The organism is Rhodococcus sp. 05-2254-5 (assembly GCF_002258575.1).
GTDB classification, from domain to species: Bacteria; Actinomycetota; Actinomycetes; order Mycobacteriales; family Mycobacteriaceae; genus Rhodococcoides; species Rhodococcoides fascians.
Genome location: NZ_NOZG01000029.1, coordinates 377,374 through 396,674 on the forward strand (window position 1 = coordinate 377,374; position 19,301 = coordinate 396,674).

The window sequence follows — 19,301 nt, forward strand, 5'->3', positions numbered from 1 at the left end:
GTCAGTCGGCCAGAGCCTGCTCGAACATCGGCCAGGAATTGTGGAGATCGTCCTGCCAGTATCCCCAGGAGTGCGTGCCGCGTTCCCGTAGCTCGAAATGGGCTGGGATGTCCAGCTTTTCGAGCGCGCTCTTCAGTCGACGGGTGCAGTCGCCGGTGGCGACCTCGATGGCACCGCCCACCACCATCTGGTTCAGCAGCACGAAACCGGGGCCGTTGGGGTTGGTTCCGTCGAAGGTGTCCGATGCCCCCGCCAGGCCACTGCCGTTGGAGATGTAGAGCGCGGTGCCGCGCAGCTTGTCGGCGTTGACGACGGCGTCGTTACGCACCCAGTCGGGGTCGTCGTCCGCGCCCCACATGTTCTTCACGTCGGCTCCGAGCGCCATCGATACAACGGTCTTGACGTACGCGCGGCCCAGCGGATCGGTGGTCGAGGCGCACCCGCTGTAGGAGCCGACCGCCCGGAAGAGACCGGGGTTGTGCGCCGCCAGATTGAGCACCGACGTAGCAGCCATCGAGATTCCGGCAATGACGTTGCGGCCGTTGGTCTTCAGCAGCTGGTCGACGAGTGGAGGCAGTTCGCGGGTCAGGAAGGTCTCCCACTTGTTGCGGCCGAGCACGCGATCGTCGTGCTGCCAGTCCGTGTAGTAGGAATAGGCCCCACCGACGGGAGTGACCACATTGACGTTCTTGTCCGCGAAGAACGACACGACATCGGTCTGGGTGTACCAGTCCATACCGTCCACCCCACCGCCCGCGCCGTTGAGCAGGTACACGGTAGGGCTCGGTTCCGCACGGTCCGGCGATCGAAGAATCTTCAGGGGGATGATCCGCTCCATCGCGGCCGAGTACACGAACGCCGTCATGGCGACGGCATCGGTCTCCTCCGTACGCACCACGTACGACGTCGACGCGTCGGGCGCGGCGAGGGCCGTGCCCTGCGCGGCCGACGCAGCGATACACGCGGCCACGAGCACAGCCCTACCGATCCGACGAGCTGTAGCCCCCAGGCCGTTCATACACGTGCTCGCTATCTTCGGCAGAACAGAAGTTGAGTCACTAGCGTTGTACACCAGAACGGGCGCGGAGTTGGAACTTATCGCATGAATTAGTCCAAACGACCGTATCGTTCGGCACGGGGTTGTGTCAGCGGTGCATCCACCGCTCGACCAGGTCGGCCACCGCGGTGGGATTGCGGATCCACCCGTTGTGGCCCAGCGGCTCGTCGATGTGTTCGGTGGTGATGTCGGCGTTGGCAAGCTTGGCCGTCAGATTCTCCATCGAACCCTTGGGGGCCAGATCGTCGCCCTCGATGGTCACTGCCAGCACCGGTAGGGTCAGCCGGCCCATCCGTTCCTCGTAGTCGATATCGGCACCGGCCGGCTCGATCGAGCCCGTTCGGGCGAACCTCGACCAGTCGTCGATCAACACTCGTGATTGACGACCGAATCCGCCGACCCCGATGCGGTCCCCCGGCCAGAACCCGGCGATGTTGCTGGTGATCGCCATCGCCGCCGCGCCGAAGTACAGCGGGACCCCGCGAGTGGTGCCGAAACCGCGGTGGTACGGCGACCCGGACGCCACCAGGATCAAGCCACCGAGCCTGCCTCGAATTCGGGCGGCGTACATCGCGCCCAGTTGTCCGCCCATACTGTGGCCCAGCAGATACGGGGTCGCGGCGGGGAACTGCTCGCGCACCACCTCGAAGATCGCCGGAAAGTCGACCGAGACCAATTCCTGATATCCGTACCTGCTCGACGAACTCGGCTTCGGCTTACTGTCCCCCTGGCCCCGAAGATCGCCGATCGCAGCATGGAATCCGCGGGCGACGAGCGCTTCGGCGAACAGCCGGTAGTAGCCGCCGGGGATGCCGAGACCCGGGAGAACGACGATGACGGGCGCATCGTCTCGGCCCTCACTCGGAAACAGCGTCACCGGCACCGTCGAACCGTCGGGCATCTGAATCGGAACCGTCTGCATCGGCCAACCCTATGACGGTGCGACCGCACCTTCCCCAGGGCACTACCTCACAGGATGATCGGGTGGTAGCTACCGGTCGACCAGCTGAACCAGAACAATTGACTGTTGATGAATCCGACTACGGCTTCGAGCATGGCACCACCTCTATTACCGTCGATACCGAGCGCATCGAGGATGAGGTTCAGGTCTACCCGGTCGGCGGCGAATCATCGACCGCTGGAGGATATTTCGGTCGACCGAATGACACTTCGAAACCACGAAAACCGGGCCCGACGGTAGTCGGGCCCGGCTTCGGGGTCGCGCTTCAGCTGGGGAGCGTGCCGGGGATGTTGACGACCGAACCTGTTCCTTCGGAGCTGCCGACAGCGAGCAACTGCAGCAACAGCGAGAGAAATTCCATCAAAACTCCTTCGAGAGAGGGGATTCGCCGCCGACGCGGCGTCGCGAGCCTTACTGTTCATCGATTCGGCTCCGGTCTGCCGTCCTGGCCGAGGCCTACGGCGCGGAGCCGGGATGTCAGTCGGAGGAAGAACTGATACCCGAGAAGAGCTGGATGAAGATTGCCAAGAGGTCACCGAGTTCAGCGGACATGCGACAGGCTCCTTGTTGTTCGAGGGATGTGCAGATCGAACGTGACGGTCGTCACTCGATTACCTCTGCATGAAGATTTCTACCCGAACGGATAACGTTTCGTACACGCATTGGCATCGAAAAGTCAGAAATCTTGGTGAGCTGTCACAAAACGGTCACGGAGACGAAAAGTCGCGGCCGCCCCCGACAGCGACCGCGACTCGTGGACCGACGAATTACGCGGCGCTACCCGACGTCAGCACGCCGACGATCTGCTCGACGATCGCGTCGACGATGCCGTCGTAGACTCCGGTTGCAATGTCGGTGATGAACTGCGCAGCTGAACCCATGAGAACTCCTGATGCTCGTCTCTTCGTACAGCCGTAGGTAATACGGCCTACCACTTTCCTACCGCAACCACCGTCGCGGTGCACAACGCGGCACGAACTCACTGCGCGGATACCGAAGCGACGCAGGACGTTCACCGAGCAGACCCCGGTATGTAGCCCAGAATTATTCTCCGAGCACGTCTTTCGCGCGACCGACGAGCAACGGGTCTGTTTCGCCCACGATCTCGGAGTCCTTGTTGGCGTAGTCGAACTTGTTGAGCACGAACCGCATCGCGTTGATCCGCGCGCGCTTCTTGTCGTTGCTCTTCACCACGGTCCACGGTGCTACGTCGGTATCGGTGGCGCGGAAGTTCTCTTCCTTCGCAGCGGTGTACGCATCCCACTTGTCCAGTGACGCAAGATCCATCGGCGACAGTTTCCACTGCCGTACCGGATCCACCTGCCGGATCGCGAAGCGAGTGCGCTGCTCGTGCTGCGACACCGAGAACCAGAACTTGGTCAAGCTGATGCCCTCGTCCACCAACATCTGCTCGAACAGCGGTGCCTGCCGAACGAACTGTGCATGCTGCTCCTCGGTGCAGAACCCCATGACCCGTTCGACACCGGCACGGTTGTACCAAGACCTGTCGAACATCACAATTTCGCCGGCCGCAGGCAGATGCCCGATGTACCGCTGGAAATACCACTCCGTCGACTCCCGCACCGACGGCTTCTCCAACGCGACGACGCGTGCGCCGCGGGGATTGAGGTGCTCCATGAACCGCTTGATCGTGCCGCCCTTACCGGCGGCGTCGCGACCCTCGAAGATGATGACGTGGCGTCGTCCGGTGTCCTTGGACCACATCTGCAGCTTGAGCAGTTCGATTTGCAGCAGCCGCTTTTCGAGTTCGTACTCGGCGCGGGTCATACGCTCGTCGTAGGGGTAGTTCTCCCGCCACGTGTCGACGACGTGACCGCCCGGTACCGTCAGCAGCACCGGGTCGTCGTCATCGGAGTCGTCGACGACGAACCCCGAAGTATCGGCAAGATCCACGGCGGTCGTGATGTCCCGCACGTCGCTGAGATTCTTGCGTGCAGCCACGCCGTTGCGGAGATCGAAGTCGGTCATGCGCCGAAAGTTAGTGCTCATCGGTGACCGGTCCATGGCGATTCGGTGAACACCGAGCGCAACCGGACGCATCGGACACGCTTCCGGTCTGCAAGGGGGACGGACCGGAAGCGACCGACACATCCGACCGTAATCCTCGCGCCGACAACAGGTCGAGCGTCTGCGTCGTAAAAGTCACCGAACTTGCATATCGACCCGTTTCTCGATCGTTCGATTCTCCGGGTCGATATGGGTGAAAGCCCCGATGTGCCCACAGGCGTCGGCGACGCAGACTTCTCACCATGACATTCGAGAGCAATTCCCCCAGAGAATTCACCCTGTCCAACTCGCAGAAGATGATCGGAGGCGTCTGCGGCGGTATAGCCGACTACTTCGGCTGGGACGTCAACCTCGTTCGCGTCGCCACCGTCGCCGGTGCAGTGCTCAGCGGTGGCACGGTCGTACTGATCTACCTGGCTGCCCTGATGCTGATGCCGCGCCGCCCGTGAGCTCCCGGGACCGAGGAAAGGCCCCGCATCCTCGGCGGTGGAGGAGCGGGGCCTTGCCGTCGGACTTCGCGGAATGGGGCCTAGCTGGAGCCGAAGCTACCGGTGCTTCCGCCGAGCAGTCCGTCGAGGAGTTCACCGAGACCATCGGTGAGGCCACCGGTGATGGGTCCGGTGATGCCACCGTCTTCGCCGCCGCCGAGGATGGGCAGGAGGCCGGTGAGGAGATCGAGGAGCATGGGTAAGCCTTTCGAAAGACACGTCGTGGCCCGAGTCGGAGGGTGACCAGGCCACAGGAACATAACGTTCCAGACGCGATCCATTCCATTGTTTCGGACAAAAAGGACCCACCGGCTGTTTCGGGGCTCGAAAGCCGACCCGGTTCTTCACCGTTCCGGTGATCAGTCCTCGGTTTTCCCGGTGATCAACCAACCGCAGGGCGCAGCCAGCTCGTCGGCTTCCGTCGGTCCCATCGAGCCCGGCGCATAGTTCTTCACCGCGGGCGGATCGTTCAACAGCGGCGCCGCCACCTCCCACACGTGGGCCAGGCCGTCGGGTCTGGTGAACAGCGATCGGTCCCCGTTCAGTACATCGAGGATCAGACGGGAGTACGGGCTCAACGGCTCCGCGTCGGGCACCGATTTCAGCGGCAACGACAGATGCCCGACGGACAGGTCGAAATCCGGTCCCGGTTCCTTGACCGTCATGGCGATATCGATGCTGCCGTCACCGGACAGGTCGAACGAGAGCACCGCGCCGTCTTCGGGCAGCGTCGACAGTGGACTGTCGGCGGGCTTGCGGAACACCAGCGATACCCGCTGCGCTCCGGCACCGAGCATCTTGCCGGTACGAAGCAGGAACGGCACCCCACGCCAGCGATCGGTATCCACCCACAGCTTCGCGGCCACGAACGTGTCGACCGTCGAATCCTCGGCAACGCCGTCGACGTCGCGGTAGCCGTCGTACTGCCCCAGAACCACCTCGTCGGTGTCGAGTGGACGGAACTGCCCGATCACCGTTTCGCGAGCCGACTGCAGATCCTCGGCCTTCAACGACGCAGGGGGTTCCATGGCCACCTCGGCGGCCACCTGGAACAGATGGGTCACCAGCATGTCCAGAACGGCACCGGTCTCGTCGTAGAACTCGGCGCGGTCGTCGATGTCGAGTGTCTCGGGCACGTCGATCTGCACATGCTCCACGTGCTCGGAGTTCCAGATGCCGCTGATCATGCCGTTGGCGAACCGCAACACGTGCAGGTTCTGCGTTGCTTCCTTACCGAGGAAATGGTCGATGCGATAGACCTGTTCCTCCTTCACGACCTCGTGCACGGCCTTGTCGAGTTCCTCGAAGTTGTGCTGCGAGGTGCCGAAGGGCTTCTCGTACACCACTCGGGAACCCTCGGCGAGATCGTGTGCACCGAGGGCCTTCGTGTAGTCGACGAACGTGCTCGGCGGCAGCGCGATGTAGTGCACCAGCTGTGCGTCGTCACCGATCTCTTTCCTGGCGTCGGCGACGACGTCGGGGAGCTTGCCGGGATCGTCGACGGTGAAGCCGTTGCCCGCGAAACGGATTCGCTTCGAGAACGCCGACCAATCGTCGTCGGCCACGTTCTCGGCGAACTCGTCGAGCACATCTTTCACGTGGTCGCGGAACTCGTCGTCGGACGAATCCTTGCGACCGTTGCCGATCAGGATCCATTTCTCCGGCAGCAGGCCTTCGACGTGGAGTTGGTAGAACGACGGCAGAACCATTCGCTTCGCGAGGTCTCCGGTCGCGCCGAACAGGACGAATACAGTGGGTTGCGAGGACGCCATGACCTCCACTATGCACCGCATAGTGCTACCTAGGTGAGAGTGCACGAAGATGACCAGATCACGGTTTCACGGAGAGATCTACGGGGTAGGTACGACGTCGGGAGTGCGCATCGTCGTCGGACACTGGACGCGCTCGCCCCTCGGCGAATTCACCGATGTGATGGTCCAATTCGCGGACGGTCGACGCCTACTCGTGGCACCGAACGAGGCAGTACGTGAATTCGTCACGGCGACATACTCGTTCGATTCCACCGAGCTGGTACCGGTCACCTTCTCCGAACAGCCCGACGGGTGGCGGTCCGTCGTGGCCGGGGATCTGTCGGTACGCATCCGAGTGGCCGGACCGACGGTTCTCGGCCGCGCCCTGAGCCTCGTCCCCGACGCCGTGTCCACCGCACCGTGGTTCTGCACGATCAGCGACCCCATCGCCCGAGTGATACTGCGCGGAGTGCGAACTCGCGGCAGCGCCGGCGGAGGCAGGCGCGAATACTACGGAGCCAGGCACCAGCACCGCGTCGTCGACGTCGTCGCATCCTGGCAAGGAGAGGACCTCGGCTCGCTGACGCCCGTCACTCCCCCGGTGACGTTCGGTTTCGGCAGCACCCCCGCGGCACCGTCGGTCACGTCCATCACCACCACGATCGACTTGTAGACCACTGCTGTTTCACACCACTGCTGTCTCACACCACTGCTGCTCCGACTTCGCGGAGTTCGTCGAGAGCCGCTGCGGAGGTCTCGGGAGCGACCCCGGCCACCAGATCGGTGAGAACCCGAACGTCCAGGTGCTGTGCCACTGCATCTTTCGCCGACGCCAGCACGCAGTAATCGGTGGCGAGACCGACGATGTCGACGGCCGTCACCTCGTTGGCGGTCAGGATCTCGGACAGAGATGTTCCATCCTCGGTGACGCCTTCGAACGCCGAATACGACGGTCTGCCCTGCCCCTTGTAGACATGCACGTCGACGCTGCCGGTTCGGTAATCCGGGTGATATTCCGCGCCGACCGTTCCCGCGACGCAGTGCACGGGCCACGTGGTGACGAAATCCGGGGCAGCGTCGGTGGCGAAATGTCCACCGTTGTCGCTGTCGCCGTCGTGCCAGTCGCGTGAGGACACCACGAGGTCGTAGTCGTCGCCGCTCCGGGCGAGGTACGCGCTGATCCTGCGCGCCACCTCCCCACCGCCGACCACGGCCAGAGCACCACCCTCGGTGAAATCGTTCTGAACATCGACTACCAACAGAGCACGAGTCATGTGTCCCAGTATCCTCGACGGGTGCGCGTGTCGTCTCTGGTGACCTATCCCGTCAAAGGATGTGCCGGTACGGCACTGGACTCGGTCCGGGTGAGCGCAGCCGGTCTCGAACACGACCGAGCGTTCATGATCGTCGACGCGGACGGCTCGTTCCGCAGCCAACGCACCGATCCCGTGCTGGCCGTCGTTCGATGCTCGGTGGAAAACGGCTCACTGACACTGCGCCACGAGAGCGCAGGGAGCGTCACCGCCGTCGTCGATCGCGATTCCGCGGGCCGCGAGGTCACGATGTTCGGCACGCCGCTGCGGGGCATCGACCAGGGCGACGACATCGCCGCCTGGCTCACCGACGTCATCGGCGAGCCCTCCCGCCTCGTCGCCGCGCCCCGCGATCACGGCCGCGTCACCGACGGAATCTGTCCCGGCTCGGCCCAATTCGCCGACAGCGCCGCCGTCCACATCCTCTCGACCGCCACGCTGGCCGGTCTGAACTCCCGCCTCGACGCGCCGCTCCCGATCGACCGATTTCGGCCCAACATCGTCGTCGACGGCTCGCAGGACGCTCATGTCGAGGACGAAGTGCGCAACATCTCGATCGGCGACGCACGATTGACGTACACGAAGCTGGCGATCCGCTGCGCCGTCACCACGGTGGAGCAGAGCACCGGTGTTCGCACCGGACCCGAACCTCTGCGCACTCTCGGCACCTACCGCCGGGCCCGGCAGAAGGGTGTCGCCTTCGGTTCGAAGTTCTCGGTGATCGAGGAAGGAACCATCTCGGTCGGGGACGAACTACGCGTCGAGACCTGGGGCGAGTCGGAGCTGTAACTCGAACGGCATGTGGTTCGCCCACCCGTTTCGAGCTCGCAGCCGAAGGTGCTGTTCTGCACCGAGTTCGACGCGTCGCCGCCCGGTGCCGAGTGCGGATGTCGTGCCGCGGTAACGAATGAATGCGGTGAGCTCGTGGCCGCCCGGTGCCAGCTCGTAGGTCGACGGTTCCGACCACGACTGGCGATGCTCCACGCCGTCGATCGTCACGAACGGCCGCGCCAGCGTGCGCACCAAGGACGCGTTCACCCAATGCGGAGCGAACTCGATCTCGATCGTGCTCACGTCACGCCTCCTTGGTGCGCTGAGTGTCCACTATTCGGCTCCGTGGGCGGGATCCCGCCTAGGCGAACGAATTGTGGACGACCACGTCAGTAGCTCCAGTGGCGACCAGCGCCGCCAACTGGATGCGCGCCTGCCCGGCCCGGAGTTCGCGGGAGAACACCGCACCGGCGTCGAGCAGATCGTGGCCGCCGCCTCCGCCGCCGTACGTCGGCGAGGTCTCACCGAACGGCACCCGCGTCGTGACGACCACGTGCAGCCCGGCAGCAACGGCCTCTTTCACCGCGTGCACCACCAGAGCGTTGGTGTTACCCGAGCCCAACGCCTCGAGCACGATGCCCGACGCCCCGGCTTCGCGACAGGCATCGATCTGCACCCCGTCCGCGCCCGGGTACAGGGCCACGACGTCCACGCGCACTCCCGCGACGGGCTGCCACCGCAGCGGGTCCGGCCTCGGCACTGCTGCCGACCGAAAGGCGTCGAGTTCGGAAGTGTGCTTCTTGATCGCCCCGCGGGCCGGCAGTACTCGTCCGCCGAACGCGATCAGCACTCCCTGCTCGGACCGCGCCGCCGTCACCGCGGCGGTGATGTTGGCGGGGCCGTCCGGGTCCGGATGATCGGCGGTGCGTTGGGCCCCGGTGAACACCACCGCACGCGCGTCGTCGTGGAACAGGTCGACGTACAACGCCGACTCCTCCATGGTGTCGGTGCCGTGCAACACCACCACTCCGGCGCAGCCGTCCTCGGCCAACGCGTCGACCACGGCAGTGCGAATGGCGTCGAGATCGGCGAGGTCCAGGGCGGAGCTGTCCTTCGACATCACCTCGCGCACCACCACGCCGTCCATGTCGACGCCCACGCCTGCGACCGGCCGAGAAACCCCGTGCTCGTCGCGACTACTGGCGATCGTCCCACCGGTGGTCAACAACGCGACGAACTCAGCACTGCCGGGTCGTTCCGGCAGGCTCCACTCCTCAGTCATTACGGGCGGCTACCTCTCGAATTCTGTTGCGGCACATGTACCATCCGGCGATCAGCATCGGCGCGATGAGCAGGATGGACGCGACGGTCCACGTACCGACGGGTTTGTCGAAGGCCATCAGTACCAGTACACACGCCAGAAAGCCTAGCGTTGCGTAGCCGGTGTACGGGGCACCGAACAACCGGAACGCAGGCCGGGTGACCGCGCCGGTCTTGGACAGAGACCAGAACTTGAGCTGGCACGCCACGATGACGGCCCACGCGCTGATGATGCCGAGCGCAGCGAGGTTCAGCACGATCTCGAACGCCTGCGCCGGGACGACTGCGTTGAGGACGACCCCGAGCAGCGTCACCACCGACGTCAGTGCGATGCCGCCGTACGGAACTCCTTGCTTGTTCATGCGGGCCGCGAATTTCGGTGCCGAACCGGCTACCGCCATCGAATGCAGGATGCGACCGGTGGAGTAGAGCCCGGCGTTGAGAGACGACAGCGCTGCGGTGAGCACGACGAGGTTCATGATCGCGTCGGCACCCTCGACGTCGATCGCTCCGAAGAACGTGACGAACGGGCTCTCCCCGGCCTGATACGCGGTGTACGGCAGCAACAGCGAGAGCAGCAGCACCGAGCCGACGTAGAAGACGACAATGCGGACGATAACGGTGTTGATCGCCTTGGGGATGACCTTCTCGGGGTTCTGCGTTTCTCCGGCGGCGGTACCGACCAATTCGATGGAGGCATAGGCGAATACGACGCCCTGGATCACGACGATCGCCGGAAGCAGTCCGTTGGGGATGAGACCGCCGTTGTCGGTGAGGACGCTCAGACCCGGAGCCTGCCCGTCGATGGGGGTACCGAAGATGACGTAGTAGGTGCCGATCGCGAGGAACGTCACCAGGGCCACGACCTTGATGAGCGCGAACCAGAATTCGAGCTCACCGAACACCTTGACCGACACCAGATTCAGACCGAGAACCAACACCAGGCCGGCCAGCGCGAACACCCACTGATCGACGTTGCCCAGTGGTGCCCAGTACTTCTTGAAGAAGTTCATGTACAGCGCCACTGCCGTCACGTCCACGACGGCCGTCATCGCCCAGTTCATCCAGTACAACCACCCGGCCGCGAACGCGACCTTCTCACCGAAGAACTCGCGGGAGTACGAGACGAACGATCCGGACGACGGGCGGTGCATCACCAACTCACCCAGCGCGCGCAGGATCAGGAATGCGAAGAAGCCGCACAGTGCGTAGACCAGAACCAACGCGGGCCCGGCGTCACGCAATCTTCCGCCGGCACCCATGAACAGGCCGGTGCCGATCGCGCCGCCGATGGCGATCATCTGAATCTGGCGCGGAGCCAGTTCTTTTCGATACCCCAGCTCCTCTTCGCTGAAGGCCTGCTTCTGGGTCGGGTTCTCGGTGCTCATCGCATTACCTCGTCGACGTCTCGGGAGCAACGGAATGCTCGGTGGGAGCCACCCGCAGGTTCGCGAGATGCTCGGGGCTCAGCAATCGATCCAGCTCTTCTCGCGCCAGCAGGCCCTTCTCGAGCACCAGGTCGACGACATTGCGACCGGTGACCAGCGCTTCCTGCGCAATGGCCGTCGACTCCACGTACCCGAGGTACGGGCTGAGCGCGGTGACCAGACCGATCGAGTTCTCCACCCGCTCACGCAGCAGATCGACGTTCGCGGTGATGCCGTCGACGCACCGATGCGCGACGGTCCGGCAGGCCGCACTCAGATGCGCCATACCGTCGGACAGGGATTTGACGATGATCGGCTCGAAAGCGTTGAGCTGCAACTGCCCTGCCTCGGCGGCCATCGTGATGGTGACGTCGTGACCGATCACCTCGTAGGCAACCTGATTGAGAACCTCGGGAATGACGGGGTTGACCTTGCCGGGCATGATCGACGAACCCGCCTGCATCGGAGGCAGATTGATCTCGTTGAAGCCCGCGCGCGGCCCGGAGGACAGCAGCCGGAGATCGTTGCAGATCTTCGACAGTTTCACTGCGACGCGCTTGAGCACACCCGACAGGTGCACGAACTGACCGACGTCCTGCGTTGCCTCGATGAGGTCCGTTGCGGTGACCAACGGCAGGCCGGTGATGGTGCGCAGGTGCGCGACGGCCGACTCGGTGTATCCGGCAGGAGCATTGAGCCCGGTGCCGATGGCCGTGGCCCCGAGGTTGATCTCGTGCACCAGCAACGCGGCTTCCTCGAGCCGTGAGCAGTCCTCGTCGATCATGATCGCGTAGGTGCCGAACTCCTGACCGAGTGTCATCGGCACCGCGTCCTGCAGCTGGGTGCGGCCCATCTTGACGACGGTGGCGAACTCGCTTGCTTTGCGGGAGAACGAATCTCGCAGGACCTTCATCGATGCGATCAGCTCGTGCACCGCGAAGATGGTCGCGATGTTCACCGACGTCGGATACACGTCGTTGGTGGACTGCGAGGCGTTCACATGCTCGTTGGGGTGCAGCATCGAGTAGTCACCGTGCGCGTGGCCGAGGATTTCCAGGGCACGATTGGCGATGACCTCGTTGGCGTTCATGTTGGTCGACGTCCCCGCGCCACCCTGAATGACGTCGACGACGAACTGTTCGTGCCACTGGCCGTCGAGAATTTCCTGGCACGCGGCCCGGATCGCTTCCCCGCGGGTGGCGTCGAGGATTCCGAGGTCCTGATTGGCCGCCGCGGCCGCCCACTTCACGGCTGCGAGCCCGCGGACGAGGTGGGCGTTGGTGGAGATCGGCCGCCCCGTGATGGGAAAGTTCTCCAGCGCGCGCAGGGTATGGATTCCCCAGTAGACGGTCATCGGAATCTCGCGTTCGCCGAGAAGGTCTTTCTCGATGCGGGTATCGGCCACGGTGGGTGCGCTCCTTCAAAGGGTGTCCAGCTGTCCGGCTGTCTGACAGGTAGAGTGTGGCGTAGAACACCTCGTCGGTCAACCCCGGGATAGGATCACTGCATGAACCTGTCGGACAGCTGGGCAGTCAGTGCGCCCACCAATGCCCGCATGAGCGCCGCCGAGGCAGTCTTCGCCGACCTGCGTGCCGCGATCTCGTCGGGAAAGCTCCCCGTCGGGCAGAAGCTCCCGTCCGAGGCGGCGCTGGCCGCGAGACACAGCGTCAGTCGTTCCGTCATCCGCGAGGCTCTGCGCTCGTGCCACGCGCTCGGTCTGACCGAAACCAAGACGGGCCTCGGCACCTTCGTCGTCCGCGATCGAGTGGGTAGCGACCTCGACATCGGCAATTACGAGGCCCGTGAACTCATGGAGGCCCGACCCCACGTCGAGGTACCCGCAGCCGGGTGGGCGGCCGAACGACGTACCGCCGACGAGTTGGCGGTTCTCTCCGGCCTCGCCGACGAGATGCGTTCCGAGGACGACCACGAGGCCTGGGTCCTGTTGGACGCGCAGTTCCACACCGCCATCGCGCGGGCCAGCAGAAACCGCGTGTTCGAGTCGATCGTCGTCGACATCCGGGACGCCTTGACGCGGCAGTCCGAAACGTTGAACCTCGTCGCCCACCGGCAGCAGCAGTCCAACGTCGAACACGACGCCATCGTCGCCGGCATCCGATCCGGCGAGTACGACGCAGCAGCCCGCGCCATGACCGCCCACCTCGATGCCGTCCGTGGTGCAGTGGAGTCGCTCGCCGATCGGCCCAGCTGACCGTACGACTAAGCTGCGGGCCGTGACGAAGGTATTGAACTCCCTCCCGGTCGGTGAACGAATCGGCATTGCATTCTCCGGTGGTCTCGACACCTCGGTGGCCGTGGCGTGGATGCGCGAGCACGGCGCGATCCCGTTTGCCTACACCGCCGACATCGGCCAGTACGACGAGCCCGATCTGTCCGACGTACCCGCCCGCGGCCTCGCGTACGGTGCCGAGCAGGCCCGGCTGATCGACTGCCGCGAACCGCTGGTCGAGGAAGGCCTCGCGGCACTGACCTGCGGCGCGTTCCACATCCGATCGTCACTGCAGACGTACTTCAACACCACTCCCCTCGGCCGCGCGGTGACCGGCACGCTGCTCGTGCGCGCGATGCAGGAGGACGGCGTCTCCATCTGGGGCGACGGCTCGACGTACAAGGGCAACGACATCGAGCGGTTCTACCGTTACGGCCTGCTCGCCAACCCCGAGTTGCGCATCTACAAGCCGTGGCTCGACGAGGCATTCGTCGCCGAGCTCGGCGGCAGGCACGAGATGTCGCAGTGGCTCACCCAGCGCACCCTCCCCTACCGTGACTCGGCCGAGAAGGCGTACTCCACCGACGCCAACATCTGGGGTGCCACCCACGAGGCGAAGCGTCTCGAATACCTCGACACGTCCCTCGAGATCGTCTCGCCCATCATGGGTGTCCGCTTCTGGGATCCCGAGGTCGAGATCGCAGCCGAGGACGTCACCGTCGACTTCGAGCGTGGCCGGCCCGTTCGGATCAACGGCAAGTCCTTCGACAGTGCCGTCGACCTGGTGATGGAAGCCAACGCCATCGGCGGACGCCACGGGCTCGGCATGTCCGACCAGATCGAGAACCGGATCATCGAGGCCAAGAGTCGCGGCATCTACGAGGCCCCGGGCATGGCACTGCTGCACATCACGTACGAGCGGCTCGTCAACGCCGTCCACAACGAGGACACCATCGCCTCGTACCACAACGAGGGCCGCCGACTCGGACGCCTGCTCTACGAGGGCCGCTGGTTCGATCCGCAGGCACTCATGCTGCGCGAGGGCCTGCAGCGCTGGGTCGGCAACGTCGTGACCGGCAGCGTGACGGTTCGCCTGCGCCGCGGTCAGGACTTCACCATCGTGGACACCCAGGGCAGCAACTTCAGCTACCACCCCGAGAAACTGTCGATGGAACGCAGCCAGGGGCAGGCCTTCTTCCCCGGCGACCGCATCGGCCAGTTGACCATGCGCAACCTCGACATCGCGGATTCGCGCAGCAAACTCGAGCAGTACGCCGCCCAGGATCAGCTGACCGCCTGGGGCGACCTGATCGGCGAACTCGCCCCCGGTGGAGCCGACGCCATCGCCGCCAGCAGCGCCGAGAACTCAGTGGACTCCGCAGCCCTCGACCACGCCGCAATCGAGTCCGGCACCGACTGACTTCTGGCTGCCGAACTCGAAGTTATGGACGGATTTCTGCCGATTTCCGTCCATATCTTCGAGTTCGGCTACTTCTCGGGGTCGCTCAGCCCCTCGTGCTCGTCGCGCTCCGCCCATTCGAGTAGCTCGTCGATTGCGAACACCGCGTCGTCGATACCCGCATGTAGGTCGCCCAGTTCGGCGTATCTGGCCGGTACGGTGAAAATCGTGAACTCGCGTGGATCGACGTCGGGTACCTCGGCCCACGAAATGGGTGTCGACACAGTCGCCCTCGGGTTTCCCCGCACCGAATACGCGCTGGCGATCGTATGGTCGCGGGCATTCTGGTTGTAATCGACGAACAACTTCGACGGGTCGCGATCCTTGCGCCACCACGTCGTCGTCACGTCCTCGGGTGCGCGGCGCTCCACCTCCCGCGCGAATGCCAGTGCAGCCCTTCGCAAGTCCTTGAAGCCGTGCGCGGGGTCGATGCGAACGTAGATGTGCAGACCGTGACCGCCCGAGGTCTTGGGCCAGCCGACTGCGCCGAGGTCACCGAGCACGTCCTGCACGACACCGGCGACGCGTTGGACCCGATCGAAGGGGCAGTCGGGCATCGGATCGAGGTCGATGCGCCATTCGTCGGGCATCTCGACGTCGGCGCGGCGCGAGTTCCACGGATGGAACTCCACCGTCGACATCTGCACCGCCCACGCCACGTGCGCCAATTCGGTCACGCACAGCTCGTCCGCGGTGCGGTTGTAGCGGGGGAACGTCACCTCGACGGTCTCCAACCACGGCGGGGCTCCGTGCGGCACCCGCTTCTGGTGCACTTTTTCACCGGCGAGGCCCTTGGGGAAGCGATGCATCATGCACGGCCGCTCCCGCAACGCGCGGACGATGCCGTCGCCGACGCTCAGGTAGTAGTTCACCAGGTCCAGCTTCGTGGCACCGCTCTCGGGGAAATACACCCGATCGGGGTTGGAAATGCGCACCGTGCGCGTGCCCACCTCGAGTTCTATTGCCGGAGATGCCATACCAGCGACACTAGATGTACCCGCGGCCGCGCGCGCTCGGAAGTCGGAGATTTTCTCGCAGGTCCACCGGAGCTACGTGTGGGAACGCAGCGTGATGCCGTAGCGGTCTCGCTTGCGGTAGATCGTGGCTCGACTCATTCCCAGTTCCTCGCCCGCCTGATTCATCGTGATGCCGGGCCGGCTGAGTACTCGAATCATCTCGTCGCGCTCGAACGTCTCGATTCGTGTCAGACGTTGGGTGGTCCGCGAAAGCACCTCGGGCGGCAAGTGATTGACGCCGACGACGTCGGCGCGGACCGCCGCCTCGTGCATCACCGTCGCCAACTCGGTGACGTTCCCCGGCCACGAATATCCGACGAGGGCTCGTTCGGCGTCTCCGGTCAGGCTGACCTCGCGTCCACGCGCCCGCAATGCCAGATGCCGAGCGAGCGGAGCGATGTCCTCGGGCCGATCGCGCAGCGGCGGGACCTCGACGACCGAACGCACCAATTGCGCCAGGGCAGCGGGAACAGCGTCGTAATCGGAGGCCGTCAGGGTGACGGGCACGCCGTCACCGACACGAGAGATCAGTTCCGCCAACGCGTCTGCCCCTCGCGCCGGAAGCCGGTCCACGTCGCGGACGATGACTGCGGTGTCGGGTTTGGGCAGCTCGGGCGTCCACAGATCCAGCCAGGCGTCGACGTCGCGCGCCGCCGGAACTCCGGCACTCAGAATTCGACCCCGTGGGCGGATGGTACGCAGCGCTCGGGCCAGAATCGTGGCACGTCCGGTTCCCGGTTCTCCCACCAGCAGGACCGAATCATGTTGGCTGAGAGCTGTTTCGGAGGACGCGAGAGCCTGATTCCACCGCGTCGACAGCGTCGGGACGCTGCCCGCACCCGGCCGACCCGACGACGCTTCGACGCGGAAGACCGTCCCACGTGGTGCCGGACGCGCGTGCTGTCCCTGCGCTCGCGCGAGCATCATCGCCGCGGTGTTCCCTGCCGCCGACTGAGCAAGGGCCAGCAGCAGATCCGTCGACGACTCCGACCACGTGGTGAGGTTGACGCAGCCCTCCACGGTGCCCGTCATCGGGTTCAGCACCGGTGCCGCGGCGCAGGTGTATCCGGTGAGCGAGAGCGAGTAATGCTCGGAGGCGCGCACCACTGCCGGAATTCGATCGGCGAGCGCGAGGGCGAGGCCGTTGGTGCCCGCCTGGTTCTCGCCGTACGAGAAGCCGGGGGCCAGATGCACACGGTCGAGCGCTGCCAACAGCTCACGGTCCGCGCTCACTCGATCGAGCACCAGACCGTCGGCGTCGGTCAACATCATCGACACCGGCTCGTTCGCCAACGTGTCGCGCAGTCCGTCGAGCACCTCACGCCCACATCGGTAGAACAGTGATTCGCCGTCGTAGGTGCCCGAAAATGCTGGTACGACGTCTTCGAGTGGCACTCCGAATTCCTGGCTTCGGTGCCACGATGCGAGCAACCGATGCGACACGGCAGCGAGGGGCTCCGAGTGCAAGCGGGCTCGTACGAGACCCTCGGGATCTGCCATGTGATTCAGGTTACATTCGCTGGTCGCCATGGATCCGAAACCAGCGTCTCGAATTGAGACATCGCGCTACTTCGTCGAGCCTTCGCCGCGCCTACCGTCATCCACAGATCGCTTGTGACAGACGTCACGCACAGTCTCTGGAGGTCAGCCATGTACAGCAAGAACGGCGAGAACTACTTCATCGTGGACGCCCACGTCGCGCTCTGGGATGCGCGGCAGGAGAACCAACGCAACATCCACGGCAAGCAGTTCATCGACTGCTTCTACGACTACCACCGCAACCTCTCCCCCGAGAGCGAGCTGTGGACCTATGACGAGTACCTCTACCAGGGCGGCGATCGGTTGATGCGCGACCTGTTCGAGATCGGATACGTCGACCACGCCATCTTCCAGCCCGCTCACCTGGGCGAGTTCTATCACCGCGGGTTCGGCCAGACCGACGAGGCATCGGCGCTCGCTGCAGCTCACCCGGACAAGCTGACCTACAACCATCACTTCGACCCACGCAACGGCGAGCGTGGCCTGGACCAACTGCGTGCCGACGCAGAACGCTTCGGGCTCAAGGGCGTCAAGCTCTACACGGCCGACTGGCACGGCGATTCTCGCGGTTACAAGCTCGACGACGACTGGACCCGGCGTTACCTCGACGTGTGCCGCGAGGTCGGCATCAAGAACATCCACGTGCACAAGGGACCCACCATCCGTCCGCTCGATCGCGATGCGTTCGACGTCGCAGACGTCGACCACGTGGCCACCGACTTCACCGATCTGAACTTCGTCGTCGAACACTGCGGACTGCCGCGCCTGGAGGACTTCTGCTGGATCGCCACCCAGGAGCCCAACGTGTATGCCGGCCTCGCGGTCGCCATCCCGTTCATGCACACGCGGCCGAAGTACTTCGGTCAGATCATGGGCGAGCTGCTGTACTGGCTCGGCGAGGACCGCATCTTCTTCTCCTCCGATTACGCACTGTGGACGCCCAAGTGGTTGGTCGAAGGATTCGTCGATTTCCAGATCCACGAGTCCCTCGACGAATACGCACCGATCACACTCGAGCAGAAGAAAAAGGTCCTGGGCTTGAACGCCGCAAAGCTCTACGACATCCCGGTGCCCGCCGAGCTGCAGCTGCCCGACGCCGACGAAACCGAGACCGGACCGCGTCAGCCCGAACGCGCCGACCTTGCGGCGGTGTGACGTGACGACTGCTGTGACCACCAGGAAGGACGAGGCGTACACCGCGCTCGGCGTCGTCCTGGATCCCGAATTGGACGAGCCCATCACCGATCTCGGGTTCGTCCGGTCGCTCGAGGTCGACGAGGGCACTGTGCACGTTCATCTTCGACTGCCGACGTCGTTCTGTTCGCCGAATTTCGCGTATCTGATGGCGGGAGACTCCAAGGACGTGTTGACGGCGTTGCCGTGGACCGAGCACGTTCTCGTCGAACTGGACGATCACCACGACTCGGACAAGATCAATGCCGGCCTCGCCGCCGACGCGGGATATCGGGGCACCTTCGGGCACGAGGCCGAAGAGGACCTCGACGAACTACGAGCGACGTTCCGCCGCAAGGCGTACGTGGCGGCGATGGAACGGTCGCTCATGGCGTGGTTGCGCGCCAATCCCGACTCGACCGAGAACGACCTGGCCGCAGTGGTTCTCGCAGACCTACCGGATGATCGCACCTCGACCGCGCTGCTTCGCCGACGCGAGGCTCTCGGCCTGCGGACCGATCCGGCGGCACCGGCATTGGTCGATCATGCGGGTCGTCCACACACCGGCGACCTGACGATGGTGATGCGACGCGCCCGCGCCACCCGCGTTTCGATCGACGGTAATGCGCACTTCTGCCGCGGATTGCTGCAGACCCGCTACCCCGGCGCAGAGGAACAGCAAGTCCCTCGCGAAGAGGGCGCGTTCGTTCCTCTCACCACTCTCACTGTCCCCCTCCGCACTACACAGGAGCATGTTTCATGAGTTCG

19 protein-coding genes are annotated in these 19,301 nt (G+C 64.5%); 7 read left to right on the top strand and 12 right to left on the bottom strand.

All coding sequences use genetic code 11. The features are described from left to right. Position 1: 1 nt before the first annotated feature. The 3 genes from CH278_RS21255 to ppk2 form a co-directional block, all read right to left on the bottom strand. Positions 2–1,018, bottom strand: a complete 1,017-nt coding sequence (locus CH278_RS21255) for an alpha/beta hydrolase (protein ID WP_032373716.1) — start codon at positions 1,016–1,018, stop codon at positions 2–4. A gap of 127 nt (positions 1,019–1,145) precedes the next feature. Then, entirely contained in the window at positions 1,146–1,979 is an 834-nt protein-coding gene (locus CH278_RS21260; RefSeq protein ID WP_027498426.1) for an alpha/beta hydrolase family protein, read from the bottom strand. 1,083 nt (positions 1,980–3,062) lie between these two features. After that, positions 3,063–4,007 carry a polyphosphate kinase 2 gene (ppk2, locus tag CH278_RS21265; protein WP_045840630.1) on the bottom strand — a complete coding sequence of 315 codons (945 nt, stop codon included), beginning with the start codon at positions 4,005–4,007 and terminating at the stop codon, positions 3,063–3,065. Positions 4,008–4,288: 281 nt separating this feature from the next. Between ppk2 and CH278_RS21270 the strand changes: the two genes are divergently transcribed. Beyond that, positions 4,289–4,495, top strand: a complete 207-nt coding sequence (locus tag CH278_RS21270; protein ID WP_027498428.1) for a PspC domain-containing protein — start codon at positions 4,289–4,291, stop codon at positions 4,493–4,495. A gap of 80 nt (positions 4,496–4,575) precedes the next feature. Here CH278_RS21270 and CH278_RS27685 read toward each other — a convergent pair whose 3' ends face one another. After that, complete coding sequence (locus CH278_RS27685; RefSeq protein WP_155288427.1) at positions 4,576–4,731, bottom strand: hypothetical protein; 156 nt, start codon at positions 4,729–4,731, stop codon at positions 4,576–4,578. Between the two features lie 162 nt (positions 4,732–4,893). Continuing rightward, on the bottom strand, positions 4,894–6,306 hold the full coding sequence (locus CH278_RS21275; protein WP_032390714.1) for a glucose-6-phosphate dehydrogenase: 1,413 nt from the start codon (positions 6,304–6,306) through the stop codon (positions 4,894–4,896). A 49-nt stretch (positions 6,307–6,355) separates the two neighbouring features. Between CH278_RS21275 and CH278_RS21280 the strand changes: the two genes are divergently transcribed. Next, a complete protein-coding gene (locus CH278_RS21280) occupies positions 6,356–6,958 on the top strand; it encodes a hypothetical protein (protein ID WP_094622770.1) in 603 nt (200 codons plus the stop codon). 28 nt (positions 6,959–6,986) lie between these two features. On the opposite strand, the gene CH278_RS21285 is transcribed toward CH278_RS21280, so the two are convergent. Continuing rightward, positions 6,987–7,559, bottom strand: coding sequence for an isochorismatase family protein (locus tag CH278_RS21285; protein WP_032365156.1), 573 nt, complete (start codon positions 7,557–7,559; stop codon positions 6,987–6,989). Between the two features lie 21 nt (positions 7,560–7,580). Between CH278_RS21285 and CH278_RS21290 the strand changes: the two genes are divergently transcribed. Beyond that, complete coding sequence (locus CH278_RS21290) at positions 7,581–8,387, top strand: MOSC domain-containing protein (RefSeq protein ID WP_094622937.1); 807 nt, start codon at positions 7,581–7,583, stop codon at positions 8,385–8,387. On the opposite strand, the gene CH278_RS21295 is transcribed toward CH278_RS21290, so the two are convergent. From CH278_RS21295 to aspA, 4 genes are read right to left on the bottom strand one after another with little or no spacing between them, the layout of a single operon-like run. Further along, positions 8,352–8,672 carry a hypothetical protein gene (locus tag CH278_RS21295; RefSeq protein ID WP_094622771.1) on the bottom strand — a complete coding sequence of 107 codons (321 nt, stop codon included), beginning with the start codon at positions 8,670–8,672 and terminating at the stop codon, positions 8,352–8,354. The two genes, CH278_RS21290 and CH278_RS21295, sit on opposite strands and share 36 nt — an antisense overlap. Before the next feature lie 58 nt (positions 8,673–8,730). After that, positions 8,731–9,651 (bottom strand): asparaginase, encoded by a 921-nt coding sequence (locus CH278_RS21300; protein WP_094622772.1) that lies wholly within the window; start codon positions 9,649–9,651, stop codon positions 8,731–8,733. Then, complete coding sequence (locus tag CH278_RS21305; RefSeq protein WP_032399574.1) at positions 9,644–11,077, bottom strand: amino acid permease; 1,434 nt, start codon at positions 11,075–11,077, stop codon at positions 9,644–9,646. Before CH278_RS21305 ends, CH278_RS21300 begins: the two co-directional genes overlap by 8 nt. Positions 11,078–11,081: 4 nt before the next feature. Further along, a complete protein-coding gene (gene aspA / locus CH278_RS21310; RefSeq protein ID WP_027498436.1) occupies positions 11,082–12,521 on the bottom strand; it encodes an aspartate ammonia-lyase in 1,440 nt (479 codons plus the stop codon). 102 nt (positions 12,522–12,623) lie between these two features. On the opposite strand from aspA, the gene CH278_RS21315 reads away from it, so the two are divergent. Together CH278_RS21315 and argG are read left to right on the top strand one after the other, a co-directional pair. Continuing rightward, positions 12,624–13,328 carry a FadR/GntR family transcriptional regulator gene (locus CH278_RS21315; protein WP_032390646.1) on the top strand — a complete coding sequence of 235 codons (705 nt, stop codon included), beginning with the start codon at positions 12,624–12,626 and terminating at the stop codon, positions 13,326–13,328. A gap of 22 nt (positions 13,329–13,350) precedes the next feature. Further along, the gene (gene argG, locus CH278_RS21320; protein WP_032373710.1) at positions 13,351–14,766 is read left to right on the top strand and encodes an argininosuccinate synthase; all 1,416 of its coding nucleotides are present in this window, start codon (positions 13,351–13,353) and stop codon (positions 14,764–14,766) included. A gap of 68 nt (positions 14,767–14,834) precedes the next feature. Here argG and ligD read toward each other — a convergent pair whose 3' ends face one another. Continuing rightward, on the bottom strand, positions 14,835–15,782 hold the full coding sequence (ligD, locus tag CH278_RS21325; RefSeq protein WP_094622773.1) for a non-homologous end-joining DNA ligase: 948 nt from the start codon (positions 15,780–15,782) through the stop codon (positions 14,835–14,837). A 72-nt stretch (positions 15,783–15,854) separates the two neighbouring features. Beyond that, the gene (locus tag CH278_RS21330) at positions 15,855–17,321 is read right to left on the bottom strand and encodes a helix-turn-helix domain-containing protein (protein ID WP_051365423.1); all 1,467 of its coding nucleotides are present in this window, start codon (positions 17,319–17,321) and stop codon (positions 15,855–15,857) included. 150 nt (positions 17,322–17,471) lie between these two features. On the opposite strand from CH278_RS21330, the gene CH278_RS21335 reads away from it, so the two are divergent. Beyond that, positions 17,472–18,515, top strand: coding sequence for an amidohydrolase family protein (locus tag CH278_RS21335; protein WP_094622774.1), 1,044 nt, complete (start codon positions 17,472–17,474; stop codon positions 18,513–18,515). Position 18,516: 1 nt separating this feature from the next. Then, positions 18,517–19,296 (top strand): iron-sulfur cluster assembly protein, encoded by a 780-nt coding sequence (locus tag CH278_RS21340; protein WP_052062957.1) that lies wholly within the window; start codon positions 18,517–18,519, stop codon positions 19,294–19,296. Positions 19,297–19,301: the final 5 nt, after the last annotated feature.

Coding starts and splice junctions, on each gene's coding strand:
- CH278_RS21270 (WP_027498428.1), top strand. CDS start 4,289: ATGACATTCGAGAGCAATTCCCCCAGAGAATTCACCCTGTCCAACTCG.
- CH278_RS21305 (WP_032399574.1), bottom strand. CDS start 11,077: ATGAGCACCGAGAACCCGACCCAGAAGCAGGCCTTCAGCGAAGAGGAG.
- CH278_RS21330 (WP_051365423.1), bottom strand. CDS start 17,321: ATGGCAGATCCCGAGGGTCTCGTACGAGCCCGCTTGCACTCGGAGCCC.
- ppk2 (WP_045840630.1), bottom strand. CDS start 4,007: ATGACCGACTTCGATCTCCGCAACGGCGTGGCTGCACGCAAGAATCTC.
- CH278_RS21255 (WP_032373716.1), bottom strand. CDS start 1,018: ATGAACGGCCTGGGGGCTACAGCTCGTCGGATCGGTAGGGCTGTGCTC.
- CH278_RS21285 (WP_032365156.1), bottom strand. CDS start 7,559: ATGACTCGTGCTCTGTTGGTAGTCGATGTTCAGAACGATTTCACCGAG.
- CH278_RS21260 (WP_027498426.1), bottom strand. CDS start 1,979: ATGCAGACGGTTCCGATTCAGATGCCCGACGGTTCGACGGTGCCGGTG.
- CH278_RS21335 (WP_094622774.1), top strand. CDS start 17,472: ATGTACAGCAAGAACGGCGAGAACTACTTCATCGTGGACGCCCACGTC.
- CH278_RS21300 (WP_094622772.1), bottom strand. CDS start 9,651: ATGACTGAGGAGTGGAGCCTGCCGGAACGACCCGGCAGTGCTGAGTTC.
- ligD (WP_094622773.1), bottom strand. CDS start 15,782: ATGGCATCTCCGGCAATAGAACTCGAGGTGGGCACGCGCACGGTGCGC.
- CH278_RS21280 (WP_094622770.1), top strand. CDS start 6,356: ATGACCAGATCACGGTTTCACGGAGAGATCTACGGGGTAGGTACGACG.
- CH278_RS21275 (WP_032390714.1), bottom strand. CDS start 6,306: ATGGCGTCCTCGCAACCCACTGTATTCGTCCTGTTCGGCGCGACCGGA.
- CH278_RS27685 (WP_155288427.1), bottom strand. CDS start 4,731: ATGCTCCTCGATCTCCTCACCGGCCTCCTGCCCATCCTCGGCGGCGGC.
- CH278_RS21315 (WP_032390646.1), top strand. CDS start 12,624: ATGAACCTGTCGGACAGCTGGGCAGTCAGTGCGCCCACCAATGCCCGC.